This is a genomic window from Methylocaldum sp. RMAD-M (assembly GCF_017832375.1).
Taxonomy (GTDB): domain Bacteria; phylum Pseudomonadota; class Gammaproteobacteria; order Methylococcales; family Methylococcaceae; genus Methylocaldum.
In genome coordinates, this window is the sequence record NZ_JAFIBZ010000014.1 from 33,718 (window position 1) to 52,202 (window position 18,485).

General features: G+C 59.0%; 16 protein-coding genes. 11 read left to right on the forward strand and 5 right to left on the reverse strand.

Annotated features, from left to right (window positions below):
* Positions 1-225: 225 nt before the first annotated feature.
* From JOD69_RS14330 to JOD69_RS14365, 8 genes are all read left to right on the forward strand, one after another.
* Positions 226-384 carry a DUF1674 domain-containing protein gene (locus tag JOD69_RS14330; RefSeq protein WP_077729371.1) on the forward strand — a complete coding sequence of 53 codons (159 nt, stop codon included), beginning with the start codon at positions 226-228 and terminating at the stop codon, positions 382-384.
* A gap of 82 nt (positions 385-466) precedes the next feature.
* On the forward strand, positions 467-850 hold the full coding sequence (gene sdhC, locus JOD69_RS14335; protein WP_348529963.1) for a succinate dehydrogenase, cytochrome b556 subunit: 384 nt from the start codon (positions 467-469) through the stop codon (positions 848-850).
* 20 nt (positions 851-870) lie between these two features.
* Entirely contained in the window at positions 871-1,251 is a 381-nt protein-coding gene (gene sdhD / locus JOD69_RS14340; protein ID WP_210024001.1) for a succinate dehydrogenase, hydrophobic membrane anchor protein, read from the forward strand.
* 1 nt (position 1,252) lies between these two features.
* Positions 1,253-3,040, forward strand: coding sequence for a succinate dehydrogenase flavoprotein subunit (sdhA, locus tag JOD69_RS14345; RefSeq protein ID WP_210024002.1), 1,788 nt, complete (start codon positions 1,253-1,255; stop codon positions 3,038-3,040).
* 10 nt (positions 3,041-3,050) lie between these two features.
* Entirely contained in the window at positions 3,051-3,833 is a 783-nt protein-coding gene (locus JOD69_RS14350) for a succinate dehydrogenase iron-sulfur subunit (RefSeq protein ID WP_156880676.1), read from the forward strand.
* 90 nt (positions 3,834-3,923) lie between these two features.
* On the forward strand, positions 3,924-4,208 hold the full coding sequence (locus JOD69_RS14355; RefSeq protein ID WP_240502445.1) for a succinate dehydrogenase assembly factor 2: 285 nt from the start codon (positions 3,924-3,926) through the stop codon (positions 4,206-4,208).
* A 25-nt stretch (positions 4,209-4,233) separates the two neighbouring features.
* Positions 4,234-4,587 (forward strand): protein YgfX, encoded by a 354-nt coding sequence (locus JOD69_RS14360; RefSeq protein WP_133717410.1) that lies wholly within the window; start codon positions 4,234-4,236, stop codon positions 4,585-4,587.
* Positions 4,588-5,035: 448 nt separating this feature from the next.
* Complete coding sequence (locus JOD69_RS14365) at positions 5,036-5,728, forward strand: 2OG-Fe dioxygenase family protein (RefSeq protein WP_086134277.1); 693 nt, start codon at positions 5,036-5,038, stop codon at positions 5,726-5,728.
* A gap of 479 nt (positions 5,729-6,207) precedes the next feature.
* Here JOD69_RS14365 and JOD69_RS14370 read toward each other — a convergent pair whose 3' ends face one another.
* Positions 6,208-7,947, reverse strand: a complete 1,740-nt coding sequence (locus JOD69_RS14370) for a hypothetical protein (RefSeq protein WP_086134278.1) — start codon at positions 7,945-7,947, stop codon at positions 6,208-6,210.
* 288 nt (positions 7,948-8,235) lie between these two features.
* Between JOD69_RS14370 and JOD69_RS14375 the strand changes: the two genes are divergently transcribed.
* A complete protein-coding gene (locus JOD69_RS14375) occupies positions 8,236-9,489 on the forward strand; it encodes a cysteine desulfurase-like protein (RefSeq protein ID WP_086134279.1) in 1,254 nt (417 codons plus the stop codon).
* Between the two features lie 176 nt (positions 9,490-9,665).
* On the opposite strand, the gene JOD69_RS14380 is transcribed toward JOD69_RS14375, so the two are convergent.
* Entirely contained in the window at positions 9,666-10,781 is a 1,116-nt protein-coding gene (locus tag JOD69_RS14380) for a hypothetical protein (protein WP_139841081.1), read from the reverse strand.
* Positions 10,782-11,296: 515 nt separating this feature from the next.
* On the opposite strand from JOD69_RS14380, the gene JOD69_RS14385 reads away from it, so the two are divergent.
* Positions 11,297-13,879 (forward strand): transporter substrate-binding domain-containing protein, encoded by a 2,583-nt coding sequence (locus tag JOD69_RS14385; RefSeq protein ID WP_077729490.1) that lies wholly within the window; start codon positions 11,297-11,299, stop codon positions 13,877-13,879.
* An 89-nt stretch (positions 13,880-13,968) separates the two neighbouring features.
* Here the strand turns inward: JOD69_RS14385 and glgC are convergent, their stop codons facing one another.
* Positions 13,969-15,192 carry a glucose-1-phosphate adenylyltransferase gene (glgC, locus tag JOD69_RS14390; protein WP_086134281.1) on the reverse strand — a complete coding sequence of 408 codons (1,224 nt, stop codon included), beginning with the start codon at positions 15,190-15,192 and terminating at the stop codon, positions 13,969-13,971.
* A gap of 252 nt (positions 15,193-15,444) precedes the next feature.
* Between glgC and JOD69_RS14395 the strand changes: the two genes are divergently transcribed.
* Positions 15,445-16,047 (forward strand): hypothetical protein, encoded by a 603-nt coding sequence (locus tag JOD69_RS14395; protein ID WP_210024003.1) that lies wholly within the window; start codon positions 15,445-15,447, stop codon positions 16,045-16,047.
* A 206-nt stretch (positions 16,048-16,253) separates the two neighbouring features.
* Here JOD69_RS14395 and JOD69_RS14400 read toward each other — a convergent pair whose 3' ends face one another.
* Together JOD69_RS14400 and JOD69_RS14405 are read right to left on the reverse strand one after the other, a co-directional pair.
* Positions 16,254-16,595, reverse strand: a complete 342-nt coding sequence (locus JOD69_RS14400) for a hypothetical protein (protein WP_139841082.1) — start codon at positions 16,593-16,595, stop codon at positions 16,254-16,256.
* Between the two features lie 44 nt (positions 16,596-16,639).
* Positions 16,640-18,472, reverse strand: coding sequence for a PLP-dependent transferase (locus tag JOD69_RS14405; RefSeq protein ID WP_086134284.1), 1,833 nt, complete (start codon positions 18,470-18,472; stop codon positions 16,640-16,642).
* Positions 18,473-18,485: the final 13 nt, after the last annotated feature.

Genomic DNA, 18,485 nt, shown 5'->3' on the forward strand with positions numbered 1-18,485 from the left:
CTCATAACGTTGCGTACATATACGTATTGACGAAATATGTACCTTTCTTCGACCGTATTTATTCCACCGGTCGAAAGTTTGTAAAAGTTCGACAAAACCTCTCGCGAAAGATTCCTTACTGATAATATTTTCGGACGCCAGCCGCGAAGAGTGTCGCGAACGGCTTGTGATCACTTCCCTGCCAAGGTATAAAAGCCATAAAACAGGCTTCGGAGGAGTTGTGTCATGACTGAGGAACTCAAGTCCTCAAACAGCGATCAAGAATTGGAGAATGGGCAAGCGACAAAATCCGAATCGCAAGCTGCTCCGCGCAAGGACGCAGAGCGCCCAGAGCCTACCCGCTACGGAGATTGGGAAAAGGACGGACGGTGTATCGATTTTTAGTTTCCATGCACGCGGTTCTCGGCGCGTCCGGCAAAGATTGCTGGGCGCAGGTTTGCCATCGCAGCCAGGAACAAGACCCTAGGTGTTTCGCCAAGTTATGAGTGAGCGTCCGCTGTCGCCCCATCTTCAGATTTACCGCTTGCCGCTGACCGCGGTCTTGTCGATCACGCATCGAATAACCGGAGTGTTATTAAGCGTCGGCCTGGTTTTTTGGGCAGTGTGCCTGATGGCCGTCGCCGAGGGAGAGGCTCAGTTCGCCTGGATACAAGCCGTTCTGCGCTCGTTGCCGGGGCAATTACTGTTGTGGGCCTGGCTTTTTTCTTTGTTCTTTCATTTTTCCCATGGCGTCAGACATCTGATCTGGGACACCGGGCACGGTTTCGATCGTGACACTTTGGATCGGTATGCTTATTTGGAGTTGGTCGCTGCGGTGTTGCTGACCCTGGGGTTATTCCTACTCACATGATCACGATTTTCTAAGGGCCCATGAACTATCGATCACCGCTTGCCCGTGCCCGGGGACTCGGCTCGGCCAAACAGGGAACTCATGAATGGTGGCGGCAGCGGGTGACCTCTATTGCGCTGATTCCTCTGATATTTTGGCTTGCGCCCGTAGTCGTTTCGCTGCCTCATGCCGATTACGAGCAAGTCGTTCGGTGGATAGCGACGCCTTGGAACAGTATCTTCCTGTTGTCTTTCATCATTCTGGTCTTCTATCACGCCACGCTGGGGTTGCAGGTGGTGATGGAGGATTACATTCATACCGAATGGCTGAAAATGCTCAGCATTCTGGGCATGAAGCTGGTTTTTTCCTTTCTGGCGCTGGCGTCGCTCTATGCAACGCTGCGCGTCGTATTCATGGGGTAGCATGACCAAGGCCTACGAGATCATTCGCCATACCTATGACGCCGTGGTTGTCGGAGCCGGCGGCGCGGGTTTACGCGCGGCGCTGGGACTGGGCGAAAAAGGTCTGAAAACGGCGTGCCTTACCAAGGTCTTTCCGACACGCAGCCACACCGTGGCGGCTCAGGGCGGTATCAGCGCCGCATTGGGCAACATGGGCGAGGACGATTGGCGCTGGCATATGTACGACACGGTGAAGGGGTCCGACTGGCTAGGCGATCAGGACGCGATCGAATACATGTGCCGCGAGGCGATTCCCGCCGTCATCGAGTTGGAGCATTACGGCGTCCCTTTTTCGCGTACCGAGAACGGCAAGATTTATCAGCGCGCTTTCGGCGGCATGACCACCCATTTCGGGAAGGGCTCCGCCCAGCGCACCTGCGCGGCGGCGGACTTTACCGGCCACGCCATTCTCCATACGCTCTACCAGCAATCGCTCAGGCACAAGGTGGAGTTCTTCACCGAATACGTCACTCTGGATCTCATCATGGACGAGGGCGAATGCCGCGGGGTGCTCGCATGGCGCCTGGATGACGGAACCTTGCACCTGTTCCGCTCGCACATGACGATCCTCGCAACCGGCGGTTACGGGCGTTGCTACTTCTCCTGCACGTCCTCGCACACCACGACCGGAGACGGCAACGCCATGGTCCTGCGAGCCGGATTGCCGCTCCAGGACATGGAATTCGTGCAGTTCCATCCCACCGGGATCTACGGAGCCGGCTGCCTGGTCACCGAAGGCGTGAGAGGCGAGGGCGGTTATCTCACCAATTCCGAAGGCGAGCGTTTCATGGAGCGCTACGCGCCCCACGCCAAGGACCTGGCCTCGCGCGACGTGGTGAGCCGCGCCATGACACGGGAAATCCTGGAGGGGCGGGGTGTCGGGCCGGACAAGGATCACATCTACCTGCATCTTGAACATGTCGATCCTGCGGTAGTCGAAGAAAGGCTGCCCGGCATCAGCCAGACCGTCATGATCTTCGCCGGCGTGGATGTTACGAAGGCGCCGATTCCGGTCATTCCGACCGTCCATTACAACATGGGCGGCATTCCCACCAATTACAAGTGTGAAGTGGTCACGCTGAAGGACGGCAACCCCGAGACGCCGGTGCCCGGCTTGATGGCGATCGGCGAGGCGGCTTGCGTGTCCGTGCACGGGGCGAACCGGCTCGGGTCCAATTCCCTGCTGGATCTGGTCGTGTTCGGGCGGGCGGCGGCATTGCGTTGTGCCGAGCTGATCCAGCCCAAGCGGCTCCACAAACCGCTTCCGCCGGATGCTTACGATCCGGCGCTGGCCCGCTTCGACCGGCTGCGCTACGCCAAGGGCTCGCGGAAAACCGCGGACATCCGCCTGGCGATGCAGAGGAGCATGCAGAGCCATGCGGGCGTATTCCGGACGGGCGAGGTACTGAAGGAAGGCGTCGACCAGTTGAAAGGCGTCATGGACTCCTTTCAGGATGTGCGCGTTTCGGATCGTTCGCTCATTTGGAATACCGATCTGGTCGAAACCCTGGAGCTCGAGAATCTTCTCGCCCAGGCCATGGTGACCATCGCCGGAGCGCTCAACCGCGAAGAGAGCCGGGGAGGGCATACCCGTGAGGACTTTCCCGAACGGGACGACGAAAACTGGCTGAAACACTCGCTGCTGTGGCTCGATGAGCGTCACAATGTCCGTATCGATTATCGTCCGGTCCACCTGTACACCCTGACCGACGAGGTCGAAGTCATTCAGCCGCAAAAGCGGGTGTACTAGAGTAAAGGTTATGGGGCTTTTTTCACTACCCAAGAATTCTACGGTCAAACCCGGCAAGGTATATTCGGCGCCCGAGGGCGCCACCAATGTCAGGCGATTCGAAATCTACCGCTACGATCCCGAGTCCGGAGAAAATCCGCGCCTCGACGTTTTCGAGGTCGATCTGGATCGCTGCGGGCCGATGGTTCTCGACGCCATCATCAAGATCAAGAACGAGATCGACAGCACGCTGGCGTTCCGCCGCTCCTGCCGGGAAGGCGTGTGCGGTTCGTGCGCCATGAACATCGACGGACACAACACCCTGGCTTGCACCATGGCGATCGCCGATTGCCGCGAGGTGATAAGAATTTACCCTCTGCCGCATCAGCCGGTGATCAAGGATCTGGTGCCCGATCAAACCCACTTTTTCGCCCAATATGCCTCGATTCGGCCGTGGATTCAGACTCAAACGCCGCCGCCGGCCGATCGGGAGCGTCTTCAGAGCAAGGAGGAGCGAAACCGGCTCACAGGCTATTACGAGTGCATATTGTGCGCATGCTGCTCGACGGCTTGTCCCAGTTACTGGTGGAACAGCGAACGCTACCTGGGGCCTGCGGTTTTGCTGCAAGCCTATCGGTGGATCGTGGACAGCCGGGACGAGAACACCGGCGAGCGGCTGGACGAACTGGAAGACCCGTTCAAGCTGTACCGTTGCCACACCATCATGAACTGCACGCATGTGTGTCCGAAAAATCTGAACCCGGCCAAGGCCATCGCCGAAATCAAGAAGCTCTTGATCGAGCGGCAGCGTTGAGAGAGGGTGAAAAAAACGTGGCGCGCGGCCCATATTCGCTACGAGAAGCGCAGGCGTACAGGGGGTACGTTGAGCATCGCAGGAGCGAATATGGGCCGCGCAGTAGTTCTGTTCACCCTCTCTGAGCCGATGAAAGCGGCTCAGCTCCGATGGCGCTGTCGCCGCGGCATGCGGGAACTCGATCTGCTGTTGCAGCGCTACCTGGATAGTGCTTACGATCAAGCGCCGGAAACGGAAAAATCGACCTTCATCCGGCTTCTCGATGAACCGGACGAAAGGCTTTGGCGCTATCTTTATACCGACTGCGTCCCCATAGATTCATCGCTGGCCGAGCTTGTCCTCAAAATCCGTTCCGCCTCTCCGTCTTCTTCTTAATCCGTCCCGCAGCCTGGCCGTCGCCGTGACAGCGGTTCACGCATTGGCGGCGTTTGCGTCCCTGGCCAACCCGCTGCCGGCGTGGACGAGGCTGGGGCTGCTCGGCGCCGTGTTGTTCAGTTTGTTCCTTTGTCGTAGGGAATATTCATTGAATCCGGCCGTCAGGGAACTGGTCCTCAAACCGGGAGGCGAATGCGAGATCTTCCTGCGGTCCGGTATGCAATCCGGAACCGTGCTGGACAGCAGCATCGTCACCACGTGGATAGTCATTTTGCACATTAAAACCGAAACGAAGACACACGCCGTTACGGTGTGCCGCGACGGCATGGACGCCGAGTCCTTCCGGATGCTTCGGGTCTATCTTCGCTGTCGGTATTAGTTTGCGATCGATGGGGTTCGCAGGTTCAGCCGATCCTCTACATACTGCGATTGGAAAATCAGAAAGCGCACAAGACATGATGCCGCTAAATTGCCGGAAGAATATTGAAATGGCGCTGATCGAATACGCATCCTGGCACATATTCACGGCAGCCGGTATTTCTTGCAGTAGTCCGGGTAATCTGAAACTTCTGCCGAGTTTATGGGTCGAAGTTTATAAAATCAGGCGCGTAATCTGTTATCGGATATACGTCCGAACGCGTAACATTATGGTTACGATATTCGCATGAAAGTATCTCACGCTCTTATCGTGCCGATAAACACATAAACTGGCGATCTTATGCCATGTTATAAAGTACTAGGCACGCAGAACTGTTCTACGACGACAAACGGTATCAGGAATTCAAGAGAATAGTGGGAGGCCACCTTTTTTAGGGAGAGCGTGCCCTATGCAAAAAGTATTTGGATCGACTGGATTCGAATTCGGTTTTCTGTTCGTCATGCGGGCGGAAAGAGCCATGGATCCGGAGGCTTTTGAGCCGTTTTTCAGCAGTCTTCCCGTCGACCCTTATATCAAGGGTGACTATCGTCTTCGAAAGCTATCACGGTTCAAGGTTTCTGAGGATGGCATCGTTAAAATGCCGCATGGCTTTCTTTTCCAACCCAAAGAATATAATCCCCTGGTCGGCGGTATAAAACGAGAATTTTCCGAATTGGATGAGGAGCTCGTCAATTTCGGAATGTTCAAAAGCCTACTATCGATATTCAGAGATTTTTGCAGTCTCGATATCGGTGCTGAAATAGGCGTTCATCAAATACGAACCACATGCTCCCCGGATAACTTTGGAAATCCGGCGCCAGAAGGTATACACAGCGACGGTGCCGACTTTGTTTGTATCTATTCTATTGACCGGAGAAATATTCAGGGCGGGGAAACGCATCTCTACAAAAATAAAACCGGTAATCCTGTTTTTGACAAAATCTTATACCCCGGAGAACTTTTGTTGATTAACGACCGGAAGTTCTTCCACTATACCAGCCCTATCCAGCCTCTCGGGGAGAGCGTTGGCCACCGGGACGTATTTGTTTTGACATCTCCGAGCTTGCTTATGGATTCCCGAGAAACGGCAGTTGACCGTTGAGATGGAGCGGAAAAGTCCTCGCGCATTTTTCACCGCGATTTAGCAGTGGGCATCGCAATGTGTAGGTCGGCAATCCTTTGCCGACAAAGTCCCTCGCCGACGGCGGGTGTCGGCAAAGGATTGCCGACCTACTTCGGGCGCTAAGCCAAACTGCAAAAGCGGGAGTTTTGTGAAGCAGGTTCCCAAACGGGAGCATGGGAAACCTGCTTTACCTGCGTAGATTCCGAAGGGGGCGCTTTATTAATCAGGCCCGTAAATACCCTCCTGGTATTTCGGGCCGCCGCCCAAGCCGGTTACACGCCCGGCCTGGGCTCACGCGGCTTGTCGCCGCGCCGGGGCATCCCTGCCCCGGATTAACCCGGCCTATATTTATAGGCCGGGTTAATAATCCCGATTCTTCGACGGGGCTCAGGACCCACGGCCTTAGCTTGCTTGAACCGCGACACCCGTGGTCGACTCTGTCCCGTCCGGAAGCCTCGTTAACGTACCAACCGCTCCAAGCGGCGCAGAATCCCGTCGGGTTCGGCCACCGCCATGCGGGCGATGGCGTCGGCACGCGCCTGAGTGTCCGCGACCGCGTAGATTCGCAGTTCGTCGGCGTTGCCGGAAGGCCGCAGATGGGCCACGTCCCCGTTGTCGAATCGTATGCGTACCCCGTCGATGAAGTTGAGCGTCGTAATGGCGCCGAAGCCGAGATCTGCCGTGAAGAAACCGGTGAATTCCCGCCGAATCGTATCGAGTTTAGGAACTTCCACATCCGCGGTTTCGAGTTTCCGGCCGTCTGTACTCAGCACCGAGGTACCGTCGGGCGAGAACCGAACCTCGCCGATGGCTGGCTCGGAAGGCGAGAAACGTTTGACGATCTCGAGGCCGACCGATCTCGGAAACTGCTTGAGCAGTGCGGCGCGGCTGTAGCGTTTGGGTAATGAAGCGAACAGCTCGGTTAGACCGAGTCCCTGTTCCCGGCCGGCACAAAGCACGGCGAGAATGGGCAGGACAGCGTCGCGCGTGGGCAGCGCCTTGAGGGTCTTGCCGTTCCTGAGGATATCCGAGCCGGTCAGAAATCCGCCATTGGCTTCCCAGCCGCAGACTGCTTTTTTGCCACGCGCGCACGCGGCTTCCATGCCTGCAATGACGAACGGCGACCCGATGCGCGTTTTGGGTTCGGTGATGTCCTTGAGTGCGCCCCGGTCTATGCCATCGTTGCAGCTGATCGGCACGACCGCGGCATCTGCCCCCAAATATTCCGCCGTAATCATCCCCACCAGATCGCCCCCGAAAAAGCGCACGGCGGAGGTTTCGGGATCCACGCCGAGAATCAGCGGACGATCGCTGTCGCCATCGGTGGAGACTACGGCATCGATCCGGCCGTGTTTCGCCACGGCTTCGTCGAACAGCGTCTGAATAACCGTGAGCTGTTCCGCATTGATGTTTTCGGTATCGATCGGGACGAAGGTTTCGCTGCGGCCGGCGACGACGACCTCGGCGCCGAGTTCGCGCAGGATTTCGACCACGAGATCCCGTCCCACGGCCGAATGCTGGTACACCAGGAGGCGTAGCCCTTTCAGCGACTCGGCACCGAAGAAATCCGCGTAGCGCTTGATGTAGGCGGTGGCGGCCTCGCCGCTTTCGGCGGAGAGTTCGAGGTGGCCAGCCTTGAACTGCCCGTGCTCATCGAACAGGGAATCGGCAAAAGACTGGCCGTATAGCTTTTCCCGCACCTCCCGCACCTTTTCGTTGATGGGCTGCTCATGCTGTTTCAGCAGTTCCCCGCGCGACGTGTTGGTCTTGTAACCGTTGCGGTCGAAAGGGATATGGCTGCCCGTCACCATGATGCTGCCCTTGCCGCGCGACACGGCATAGTAGGTCAGCGCCGGCGTCGGAATGCGGCCGAGATTCACCGGCCTCATGCCGGCGGTGCGGATGGCGCACTCGACGGCCTGGGCAAGTTCTCCGCGCCGAGGTTCCCCGTCGATGAAGCGGCTGGAACTGGGGCGCAGATCGTAGGCGAAAAAGAAATCCTCGCCGCGCACGATGCCGCCCTCGGCAAGCGGCAACGATTGCAGGTATTCGAGCTCGGCGAGGGCATTGATGAAGATTTCCAGTTGGCTGAGGTGAATCAGCAGGCCACGGCGCCCGCTGGTTCCGAATTGTAGTGTTTGCGGCTCATGCTCCAGCCGCGAACGAAGCGATTCTTCTCGAGGAATAACGGATGTCATGTTGGGCAGGTGTGTCCATGGTTCGAATATCGCCTAAGTGTTCCATCAACCGGGCGACTGGGCAAGCCGAGCGCAGATCCGACCGGGGAGAACGACGGACTTTGAAAAACTGGTCACAGGCTGATTTCAAACCAAATCGAAACCACCGCCCCGGATTCGACCGAAACGAGCGTCTCATCCTTCGCCGGCATCCTTTGTGTTAACCTGTCCGCGGTCCAATGCTAAGACCGACGAAAAACCGGTTGGCGCTCCGATGGACAGGCCGACCGTATCACAGAGGAGTCCGCCATGGCGTCTATTGATCTCGAATGGATACGTTCCCAGTTCCCGGCACTCGCTCAAGGCACCGGCAGCCAGCGCCCCGTTTTCTTCGATGGACCCGGCGGAACCCAAGTGCCTCAATCGGTGATGGATGCCATGAGCCGCTATCTGGCAACATCGAACGCCAATGCGCATGGCGCTTTCGTCACCAGCCGGCGGACCGATGAGTTGATTGCCTCGGCTCGCGCCGCAGTCGCTGATTTTTTGGGTTGCAGTCCCGATGAAGTGATCTTCGGCGCCAATATGACGACGCTCGCCTTCGCTTTCAGCCGAGCCATAGGGCGCAGCTTGAAGCCCGGCGACGAAATCGTCGTGACGCGGCTCGACCATTACGCCAATGTTTCCCCTTGGTATGCGCTGGAAGAAGTAGGCGCGGTGGTCCGCGTGGTCGATATCCATGTGGAAGACTGCACGCTCGATATGAGCGATCTGGAACGGCAGCTCAGCGACCGGACCCGCGTGGTCGCCATCGGATATGCTTCCAACGCGGTCGGCACCGTCAACGACGTTGCTAAAGCGGTACGTCTGGCCCATGCGGTCGGCGCGCTGGTTTTCGTCGATGCGGTTCACTACGCGCCGCACGGCCCGATCGACGTACGCGCTCTCGATTGCGATTTTCTCGCTTGTTCCGCCTACAAATTTTTCGGTCCGCATGTCGGCATCCTGTTCGGCAAACGCGAGCATCTCGCCCGCTTTCGGCCTTACAAAGTGCAACCGGCTCCGGATGAAGTTCCTTCGTGCTGGGAAACCGGAACCCTGAATCACGAAGGCTTGGCCGGGTTGATCGCGACGATCGATTATTTGGCGGAACTCGGCCGGCGTGTTTCGTTTTCCCCCGAAAATTGCCGCGACGCCCTGATCGCGGCGATGGAAGCAAGCCGGCAATACGAACGTCGCCTGAGCGAACGTTTGATTCAGGGCCTGTTGCAGGTAACCGGCTTGAAGCTTTATGGCATAACTGATCCTGCTCGCTTCGACTGGCGAACGCCGACCGTTGCCGTGACCCTAGCCGGCCACACGCCTTATGCGGTCGCCGAACGATTGGGCGATCGCGGCATCTTCACTTGGCACGGCAATTTCTATGCGCTCGGCCTTACCGAAAAATTGGGCCTCGAATCAACGGGCGGCCTGCTGCGAATCGGACTTTTGGCCTACAACACCTTCGACGAGATCGATTGTTTGTTGAATGCGCTGGACGAAATCAGCGCCGCTTCGGCCTGAAGCGGCCGAAGCGGCGCTTTTTATTTCCTGGTCAGCGTATCGTTCCGCGATTGCCGGTATGGGGGGCGATTTCTAAAACGATCCCGCGATATCGCCGATTGCTGTTTAGGACGGAATCCTCCCGGCCGTTTACACAGCGATCACCGTTCGCGATCAAGGCTGCCGCTCCATCGACCCTATCGCCGCCGCTGTCCTTCCATAGAGCCGTCGTCGTCGCCTTCATCGTTATCGTGATCGTTGCCGCCGTCGGTCGGCGTAGCGACGGCTACCCCTGTCGGCTCCACGATATTCGGATCGGTAATGGAAGTCAGCAAGGCGCCGGTGTCGGCGTCGTACACGTTCAGGGCGTTGGCGAAGTATTCCGGGACGTACAGCTTGGTCCTGTTCGGATGCAGTGCCATTTGATCCATCCCGTAGAATCCGAACGTCACCGAAATTGGAATCGACAACCGCGGCCTGGCGCCCAATTCCGCTGTCGCGGCCTTATAAGAGAAAACATCCACGAAACCGTCGTAGCTGCTTCTGGCAAAAACCCGGTCCCCGGCCGGATCGACGAAGCCCGAAATTCCGAAGTTCCCGGATAGGGCGCTTGTATTGACTCGCTTCAACCCCGGCACCGTAAACGAGGTTATATCGCCGGACAAAGTGGTGACGACGAGACCCGAGCGACCGTCCGGGGCGCAAAAGACGTTGTTGGGTTCGTCATTGAGAGACAAGACCTCGCCGGTATCCGTTAAGGCGCCGTCGCCATCGATCGTCAGCCGGCGCACCGTCCCGCTGGTAGAGGTCGCCAGCACCGAACCGTCGCGGCAGATATCCACCGAATTGGTGTCGGAGTCCACCGATAAGGTTTGGATTTCGCGCTGGGCGGCGATATCGATGACCGAAATCGGTTGAACGGCGTTGCCATCGGACGCCACCAAATATTTGCCGTCGGGGCTGATCGACAGATCCTCGCCAAAATTGGAGATGCGAATCGGATTGGTGCCCTCGGCAAGGCGGGGAGGAGATGCGGTCAAGTCGATGACGGAAACTTCATTATTGAAGTTGGTCACAAAACCCCGTTTCTGATCCGGCGTGATGAGCACATCGCCGATGGTGCCCGGAGGTATGGGCACCGTTCCCAGCACGCTATCGGTGTCCGCATCGAATACCGTGACCGTGGATTCGGTGTTATCCGCCACCATACCGAGAGTCCTGGCGGAAACCGCGGGCGACTGTAAGGCCAAGGCCATGACCGCGCCATTGAGTACCGCCATCAGGCGCATCCTTTTTCCGTAATCGTTTGTCATGATTATCCATCCCTGTCGATGTGAGAGACAGCCGCCGTTTATGCGGCCTCCAAGTCCACGCTGCCGCTATGGCGAGACGATCCCCGATAGAAACGCCTATCCGGCACGGCCTCGCAGCCGACACACGAAGTTCGGTCGGAGAAAAAGATGTAAAACCTTTAGACAGGTTTTGCATCGGACCATTCGCATCGGACCCGAGAATTTGCGTAGAGTGCCCGTACCTTGCGGTAGACACATCTTCCAGGCAGTATGGACACCAGCGCTCTTAGGGAAGCTCTATCGTTTCGCTGGTTTTCAGGCACGACGCTGGCGTCTGTATGCGGGACGGAACGAATCGCAAACGGGCTTTGAACTTAGAGCATGACAATCGCTCTATGGGGCAATGCTGTTTGAATTACAACAAACATGTTCTCTGCGATAGTTGAGCAGCGCGGCCGGGGTAATCACGCTATGCGTCTGACAGTGCGGTTTGGGAGACACAGCGCCGCGCTGTTTGCGGTTTCCAGGGAATGAACATGGACATCGCCGTGGCCGTTCGAAAAGACCTGGGACAGACTTGCCGACCCACCGTTCGGGTGCATCCGAAAGCCGGTTTCGGACTGAACTCGGCGGCGTGGTTTCGGCGGTGGCTCGTACCGTGGAGCGTGCGACTAACGCTCTTCCTGTGCTTGATCGTGCCCTGCTTGGTCCGGGCCGAGCCGGATCGTCCTCTCGTTGTCGGATCGGAGATCGGCTTTCCGCCCTATGCCGATGTCGATGCCGAGGGCCGACCGACCGGCTTCGCCGTCGAGCTGTTCGCCGCGGCGGCTGCGGCGGTGGATATTCCCGTCACTTTCCGTCCGGGCCGATGGGACACCATCTGGCAAGCCTTAAAGGCGGGCGAACTAGATGCTCTGCCCCTGGCCGCACGCATCGACGAACGTGAAGGGCAAGTGGAATTCACCCGGCCGCATACCATCGGATACGACAGTTTCTTTGTCCGCAAGGATCGTCCGCACATTCATGCCGTCGGCCAGGCCCGCGGCCTGAGCATCATCGTCTTGCGCTCGGATGCCGCTCACCAGGCCCTCGTCAGCCGCGGCTTCACCCATCAACTGGTGATCGTCGACAATCTGGCCGACGGCTTTCGTCTGTTGGCATCGGGGCAGCACGACGCGGTGCTGGCGCCGAGGCTGCAGGGAGACATGCTGGTGCAGACGAGCGGGCTCGCCGGAGTCATCGAAGCCGGTCCGCTGCTCAGGGATTACCGGCGGGAGTTCTGCTTTGCCGTGCGCAAGGGCCATACCGAACTGCGCGACCGTCTCGACCAGGGTCTGGCCATCGTCAAGGCGAACGGGGAGTACGATCGGCTTTACAGGAAATGGCTGGGCATCTACGAAACCCCGACGTTTCCGGTCAAACACGTCGCCTGGGGCGCGGGAGCGATCGCCGTCCTGCTCGCGCTCCTGGGCCTTTGGACCAGACAACTGCGCCGGCAGGTGGCGCTCCGCACCGCGGAACTGGGCCGGGCCGTCGCGGCCGTGCAGGCGGAACGCGAGCGGCTGCATGACGTGCTGCAGGCGCTTCCGGTTTCCGTGGTATTACTGTCGCGAGACTACCGGATCGTGTTCGCCAATCGCTTCTTCGAACAGCGCTACGGCAAGGCATTCGGGCGGCGCTGCCACGACTACCTGTTCAACCGCGCCGAGCCTTGCGAGGTCTGTGAGACTTTCAAGGTCCTGAAGACGGACGCGCCTCTGGATTGGGAGTGGACCGGCCCGGACGGTTACGACTACCAGATTCACGATTTTCCGTTTACCGACACGGATGGTTCTCCGATGATCATGGAGGTCGGCATCGATGTCACCGAGATCAATCGGGCCAAGCAGGCCCTGAGGGAAGCCAATGCGTCGCTGGAACAGCGCGTCGCCGAGCGCACGGCCGAACTGGAGGCGGCACGACGGGAAGCGGAGGAGGCACGCGACCTCTTGCACGTAACCATGGACAATGCCCCGGCCCTGATGTCCTATATCGATGCCGACGGCCGATACCGCCGCGTCAACAAGGCCTATGAGCAATGGTTCGGTTACGGCTGCAAAGAGATGTATGGGCGTCGTATCTGGGATGTCCACGGCGAAGCCGCGTGGCAGTCCCTCGCTCCTTATGTCGAGAGGGCTCTGACGGGAGAACGGGTCGCTTTCGAAATTCCGGTGTCCTACGCCGAAGGCGGAAAGCGCTGGATTCACGCCACGTACTCCCCGGATCTCGATGCGGCAGGGCGGGTCCGAGGATTCGTGGCGCACGTGGTCGACATCACCGAGCGCAAACAGGCCGAAGATGCGTTACGCGAAACCGACCGGCGCAAGGACGAATTCCTGGCCATGCTCGCCCATGAACTCCGAAATCCCCTGGCGCCGATCCGCAACGCCGTTCAAATCATGCGCAGGCTGGGGGCGGCGGATGCCAAGCTGCCATGGGCGCGAGACGTGATCGATCGCCAGGTCGAGCACTTGACCCGGCTGGTGGACGATCTCCTGGATGTCTCCCGGATCAGCCGCGGGAAGATCGAACTCAAGAAAGAACCGCTTGCCCTGGCCGATATCGTGCAGCGGGCGGTGGAGACCAGTCGGCCGCTGATCGAGGCCCGTCGGCATCGATTCGCCGTGCATCTTCCGCCGGAACCGGTCAGCGTCGAGGGCGACCTGGTCCGTCTGGCGCAGTCGGTGTCGAATCTGCTCAACAATGCCGCCAAGTACACGGACGAAGGGGGGCAGATCACTCTGACCGTCGAGCCGTCCGAATGCGATGTCACGATTCGGGTCCGCGACACCGGCCGCGGCATCGATCCCGCGCAGGCAGCCAGCCTGTTCGACCTGTTCTATCAGGTGGATCACACCCTCGACCGGGCCGAAGGAGGCCTTGGGATCGGCCTCTGCCTGGTGAAACGCCTGGTGGCGATGCACGGCGGCGACGTATGGGCTTTAAGCGAGGGACTGGGTAAGGGTAGCGAGTTTGCGATCCGCCTGCCGCGCTTGCCGGAATACCCGGCGGTTCATCCTCTTGCCGTTCGGGGCGGCGCCGGCGAGCGGCGGATCTCGCTGCTTGGGCCGTCATCTTGAGGTCGGGACGTAAGGCTTGCAATCGCCCTACGGCCAGTATCCGGTGCGGGTTGTTCGCGCCGGAAAGCCGGAGCGTTCCGGCCGGTCGGTCAATAGACCGAAGCCGGTCCGCGCTTGCCTTTCGGTACGATGGTGATCCGGGGCGGGGATGCCGGACTTTGGTTCTTGTCGAGATATCGTCCGTCGCCGATGACGGAACCGGGCGGAATGATGTTGTAGCGATCGACGATGGTCCGGCGAAGTTTCGAGCCCCGGCCGATGACGGTGTAATCCATGATGATGCACTCGTCGATATCCGCGTCCGGCTCGACGATCACTTCGCGCCGAATCACCGAACGGTTGATCCTGGCGCCCCGGATAATGGTGCCCGCGCCGAGAATGCTGTTCCGGACTTCGCCGTCGATGATGCGGGTGTCCGGGCCGAGATAATTGTCGGAATAGATCGGCCAGCTCGGATTGAAAATTTCAAAGCGCGGCTCCTCGCCCAGCATATCCATATGGGCCGCGAAATAAGCGTCGATCGTGCCGACATCGCGCCAGTAAGGCTGCTCTTCGTACGGTTTGATTCCGGGGACCTGGTTCAAGGCGAAATCGTAAACGCACACCTTATGCGTGTGGATCAGCCGCGGCAGGACGTCCCGCCCGAAATCCTGTTCGCTGCACGGCCGAATGGCTTTGAGCGTGTCGATCAATACCTCGGTGCTGAAGATGTAATTGCCCATGGACGCGAGCGCTCTCCGGGGATTGCCAGGCATCGGCCTCGGACTGGCCGGTTTTTCCTCGAACTCCGCCACCCGCCCGGCATGATCGGGACGGATGATGCCGAAGGCCGAGCATTGCTCCAGCGGCACGGGCAGAGCGGCGACGGTCACATCCGCGTGTTGATCGAGATGAAAGCGGACCATTTGATTGATGTCCATGCGATAGACGTGATCGGACCCGAACACGGCCACCACGTCGGGGCGGTGATGATCGATCAGCCCCAGATTCTGGTGGACCGCATCGGCGGTGCTTTGGAACCAGTCCGGTCCGTCCCGCATCTGGGGAGGCACGACGGTGACGAAATGTCCCGCAATCAAATGAGATATCGACCAAGCCCTGCGCACATGCTCGATCAAGGATTGGGACTTGTATTGGACGAGCAGGTAAATCGAATGGATTTCGGAGTTGACCAGGTTGCTCAGCACGAAATCCACGATGCGATACCGGCCGCCGAACGGAACCGCCGGTTTCGAACGTTCAGCCGTGAGTGGAAGAAGGCGGTTGCCCGCGCCGCCGGCCAAGACCATGGCCAAGACTTTGGGGGGCGCCATTGTTAGGCCTCTGTTGTTTTAGTTGAACAGTTCGGATAGCAAACGAACACGATTCTCTTTCCGGGTGTCCCAGGCAATACGGACGATTACTGACGGCTAGACCTTGCCGGCAATTTCCGCCACGATTCGTCTTCTTGCGAATGCGAGGGGGCCGGTATGGTTTCGGCCGAGGTCCGCATAAGGAACGCTTTGACCGGCACCTGACTCCAAGCCAAGGCTTCTTGCCAATCCAATCTTTAAGGTATCAACGCGATGTCCATGTTCAGGTTTTTGCCGGGAATCCTCGTCGTGGAAGCGGCGACGGTCGGCGTGGTAATGGCGGCGAGAGGGGCTTCCGGCGAGGCGGATTGGGTTCCGCTCGGGTTGCTCGCCTTCATCATCACGCTGCTGATTTCCGTGTGGTTCGGCTCTATCGCCGATCATGTGAAGAAAGATGCACTGGCCGAAGCCCGGAACAGCTTTGCCCGAGAACGGGAGAATCTCTTGGTCGCCGCGGAAACCGACAAGCGGGCGACGCTCGAGGAAACTCATCAGCGGCTGGTCCGCGAAGTGAGCCGTGCCAACCGCAGGGCCAATATCAAACTCGGCCTCGGACTTTTCGCTCTCCTGAGCGTTGGAGCGATCCTTTTGGCTATCGAGTTGGTGACGGTGGGTTTGCTGACGTTCGCCGCTGCCGGCGGCGCGGTCGCGGGTTATCTCGTTCGCAGCCGGCAGGACTCCCTGGCGTACCAGCAGAAGACTGGCCAAGGCGCGCCGCCTCAGCTCGATCGCGTGATCGAGGTCAAGCAGGCGAAACCGATGTCGCGCCGCCTCATTCGGCAGAGACGTCGGGACGAAGAGAATGATGGGCGTTAGACGGTATGTGGGAGCGGGCTTCAGCCCGCGACTGAAGGCGCCGAACAGATCGCAGGTCGGCAATCCTTTGCCGACAAGGCCCGCTTGCCGACCCAGGGTGTCGGGAAGGGATTCCCGACCTACTATAGCCAGGAAGTGCTATACCAGACCGGAAAATGTGGGAGCCGTGCGCCGCTTTAGCGGATGCACGACATATACCGCCTTCGCTACAGGCGAGCTCCGGCCGACGGCCGTTTACACCGGATCACGATCGTTTTTTCGACGATGGGCGCCGTTTTTCCCTGCCGGATGGCTCCCGTCACCATATCGAAAATTTCATTCATCTGCCGTTCGTCGTTTAAACCGATTTCGTCGTATCCCCGCGTCCCGCAGAGATCGCCGGCCTTCCGATAGCAGCTGTCTTTCGCGAGCCCTCGCTCTTCGCAGGTGATCTGATAGGCCGGTTCGCCGCTGGGCAAATAAATGGACCTTGCGGTCGGCTCCGACAACGAGTGGGCGCACCCGGTCAGCCCGCAAATCAAGCACATCATGCCCAGCCGCTTTTTCATGGATTCGCGCCTCGCGTAAGCCTGGAGTTCCTTAGAATTATATTTCACTCGGAGCTTTGAGCGGTCTTCGCCTCGATATATTTCCGGTGCGAATCCAGATAAGTCGTTCGAACCAGCTCCCGCGCCGCCGCCCAGGATCCGAAGCCTTCGGAGAAACCCGGTACGACCGGGTCGATCGTCAGCCGGGCCGTGCCGATCAAATGCAGGATCAGATCGAGCGGATCTTCGTCGCCGACGGCGACGCGAATGGTGGTCGGCGAGATGCCGGCTTCGCGCAGCGCCTTTTCGTCCAGTTCCGAATGCGTGGTCAGGGCCGGACAGGCCACGATCGTGTTGCTCTGGCCGAGGCTGATCATATGGCCGAAAGTCGGCGACAGGTTGTCGAAGAACCGCTGGAAAGCTTCCCGAGGCAAATCGCCCATATCCAGGGTGAACAGCGGTGCGGGCAGCCCGAGCGTCGCGGTCCTCTTCATGATCAAGCGGTTGGGATTGTCGGGCAGCGCATTGCAGTGGACCGTGATATTCGGATGGGCGGCCAAGAACCGCGCGAGTATCTGCGTGTTGATGCATTTCTTGAGCATGCGCACATCCAGCGTACGCAGTCCCTGGAGTACGTCGAAAGCGGCATCGGCGTTGAGAAACGCGCCCTTGACGTAATACACGTTCCAGAACAGGGTTTCGTTCCACGGGACGCCGTTCATCGAATCGCCTTTGGGGGTGAACATGTCTTCGTTGCGCCCGATGACGACGCCGGCGATGACCGAGCCGCTGCCGGAAAGATCCTTGGTATAGCTGTGGATGACGAAATCCGGGCGCTCCGCGCGATCTTTGCGCTGCAGCGGGGTGTAGAGGAAGGGTGTGCCGACGGTGGAATCGAGGATGACGCGCAGTCCGAGCCGGTGGGCTTCCCGGCAAATGGCCGGCACGTCCAGCACATAGCCGTGCGGGTTGCACGGCGATTCGAGGTAGACGTAGGCGCGCCGCCCGGCCGAGAAACGGTCGGCGTATCCGGCGAGAGCACCCTGCCAGGCTTTCAGGAAATCGTCGACGGTATAGCCGTCGAAGGTTTCGACGGCGATTTCCAGGTTCGCAGATTTAGCGAACCAGTGGTGGATGAGCTGATGAGTGCCGCCGTAGACATTACGGCTGGTGATCAGAATGTCGTCGCGTCCGAGAACGTGCGACAGCACTCCGTCGATGGCGGCCATTCCGCTGTTGAAGTTCCAGGCGAAATACTCGTTAGCATAAGGTCCGGCTTCAAGATCGACGATGTGATGGGCCAATGCGATCGATGTCGGGTTAAGCAGTCGCGAATAGATTTCCAGAAGCCGCTCCTTGCCCTGGAAGGCGTCTTCTATCCACTCGGCGCAGGCGTAGACGTACGTCGCCGTGCGGGTAATGACCGGATTCGCGGAGAAAATCGCGGGAACGTTGTCGAAGACGCTGTAAGGTCCTTTGCTGGCGGTCGTCGCGGTACTGTAATTCAGGCTCTGGTAACAGCGCCGGTTAGGGCGCTGCAAGTTGTCGAGCAATTTCGCCAGTTGAAACGAGAGGAACTTTTTCGCGTTGAAATAGGCGATCCGGTCGGAGCGATCCAGGCTTTGAATGGTCTCTGCGGTTTCGACCCAAAGCCGGTCGATATCGGCGCAGCTCTCGTACATCCGCCGCGACACGCGTGCCAGCGTTTGGCCGAAAGTCGTTTGGGGATCGATACCGAAATGGGCGAGCTGTTCCCCTACCAGTTCATCTAACGAGCGAGCCGCCGTCGATTTCCGTCGTGGCGAAAGAATGCGCAGGCGATCGATGCTCTCGGAGGCATCGCCCGGCTGCGCCGGTTCACGGGGCCTCGGAGGCGAAGCTAATCCGGTGTTGTCCATAATTCGACTCTTC

Excerpts from the sequence above, each read along its gene's own strand:
- JOD69_RS14330 (WP_077729371.1), top strand. The coding sequence starts at position 226 with ATGACTGAGGAACTCAAGTCCTCAAACAGCGATCAAGAATTGGAGAAT.
- sdhD (WP_210024001.1), top strand. The coding sequence starts at position 871 with ATGAACTATCGATCACCGCTTGCCCGTGCCCGGGGACTCGGCTCGGCC.
- sdhA (WP_210024002.1), top strand. The coding sequence starts at position 1,253 with ATGACCAAGGCCTACGAGATCATTCGCCATACCTATGACGCCGTGGTT.
- JOD69_RS14350 (WP_156880676.1), top strand. The coding sequence starts at position 3,051 with ATGGGGCTTTTTTCACTACCCAAGAATTCTACGGTCAAACCCGGCAAG.
- JOD69_RS14355 (WP_240502445.1), top strand. The coding sequence starts at position 3,924 with ATGGGCCGCGCAGTAGTTCTGTTCACCCTCTCTGAGCCGATGAAAGCG.
- JOD69_RS14365 (WP_086134277.1), top strand. The coding sequence starts at position 5,036 with ATGCAAAAAGTATTTGGATCGACTGGATTCGAATTCGGTTTTCTGTTC.
- JOD69_RS14370 (WP_086134278.1), bottom strand. The coding sequence starts at position 7,947 with ATGACATCCGTTATTCCTCGAGAAGAATCGCTTCGTTCGCGGCTGGAG.
- JOD69_RS14375 (WP_086134279.1), top strand. The coding sequence starts at position 8,236 with ATGGCGTCTATTGATCTCGAATGGATACGTTCCCAGTTCCCGGCACTC.
- JOD69_RS14380 (WP_139841081.1), bottom strand. The coding sequence starts at position 10,781 with ATGACAAACGATTACGGAAAAAGGATGCGCCTGATGGCGGTACTCAAT.
- JOD69_RS14385 (WP_077729490.1), top strand. The coding sequence starts at position 11,297 with ATGGACATCGCCGTGGCCGTTCGAAAAGACCTGGGACAGACTTGCCGA.
- glgC (WP_086134281.1), bottom strand. The coding sequence starts at position 15,192 with ATGGCGCCCCCCAAAGTCTTGGCCATGGTCTTGGCCGGCGGCGCGGGC.
- JOD69_RS14395 (WP_210024003.1), top strand. The coding sequence starts at position 15,445 with ATGTCCATGTTCAGGTTTTTGCCGGGAATCCTCGTCGTGGAAGCGGCG.
- JOD69_RS14400 (WP_139841082.1), bottom strand. The coding sequence starts at position 16,595 with ATGAAAAAGCGGCTGGGCATGATGTGCTTGATTTGCGGGCTGACCGGG.
- JOD69_RS14405 (WP_086134284.1), bottom strand. The coding sequence starts at position 18,472 with ATGGACAACACCGGATTAGCTTCGCCTCCGAGGCCCCGTGAACCGGCG.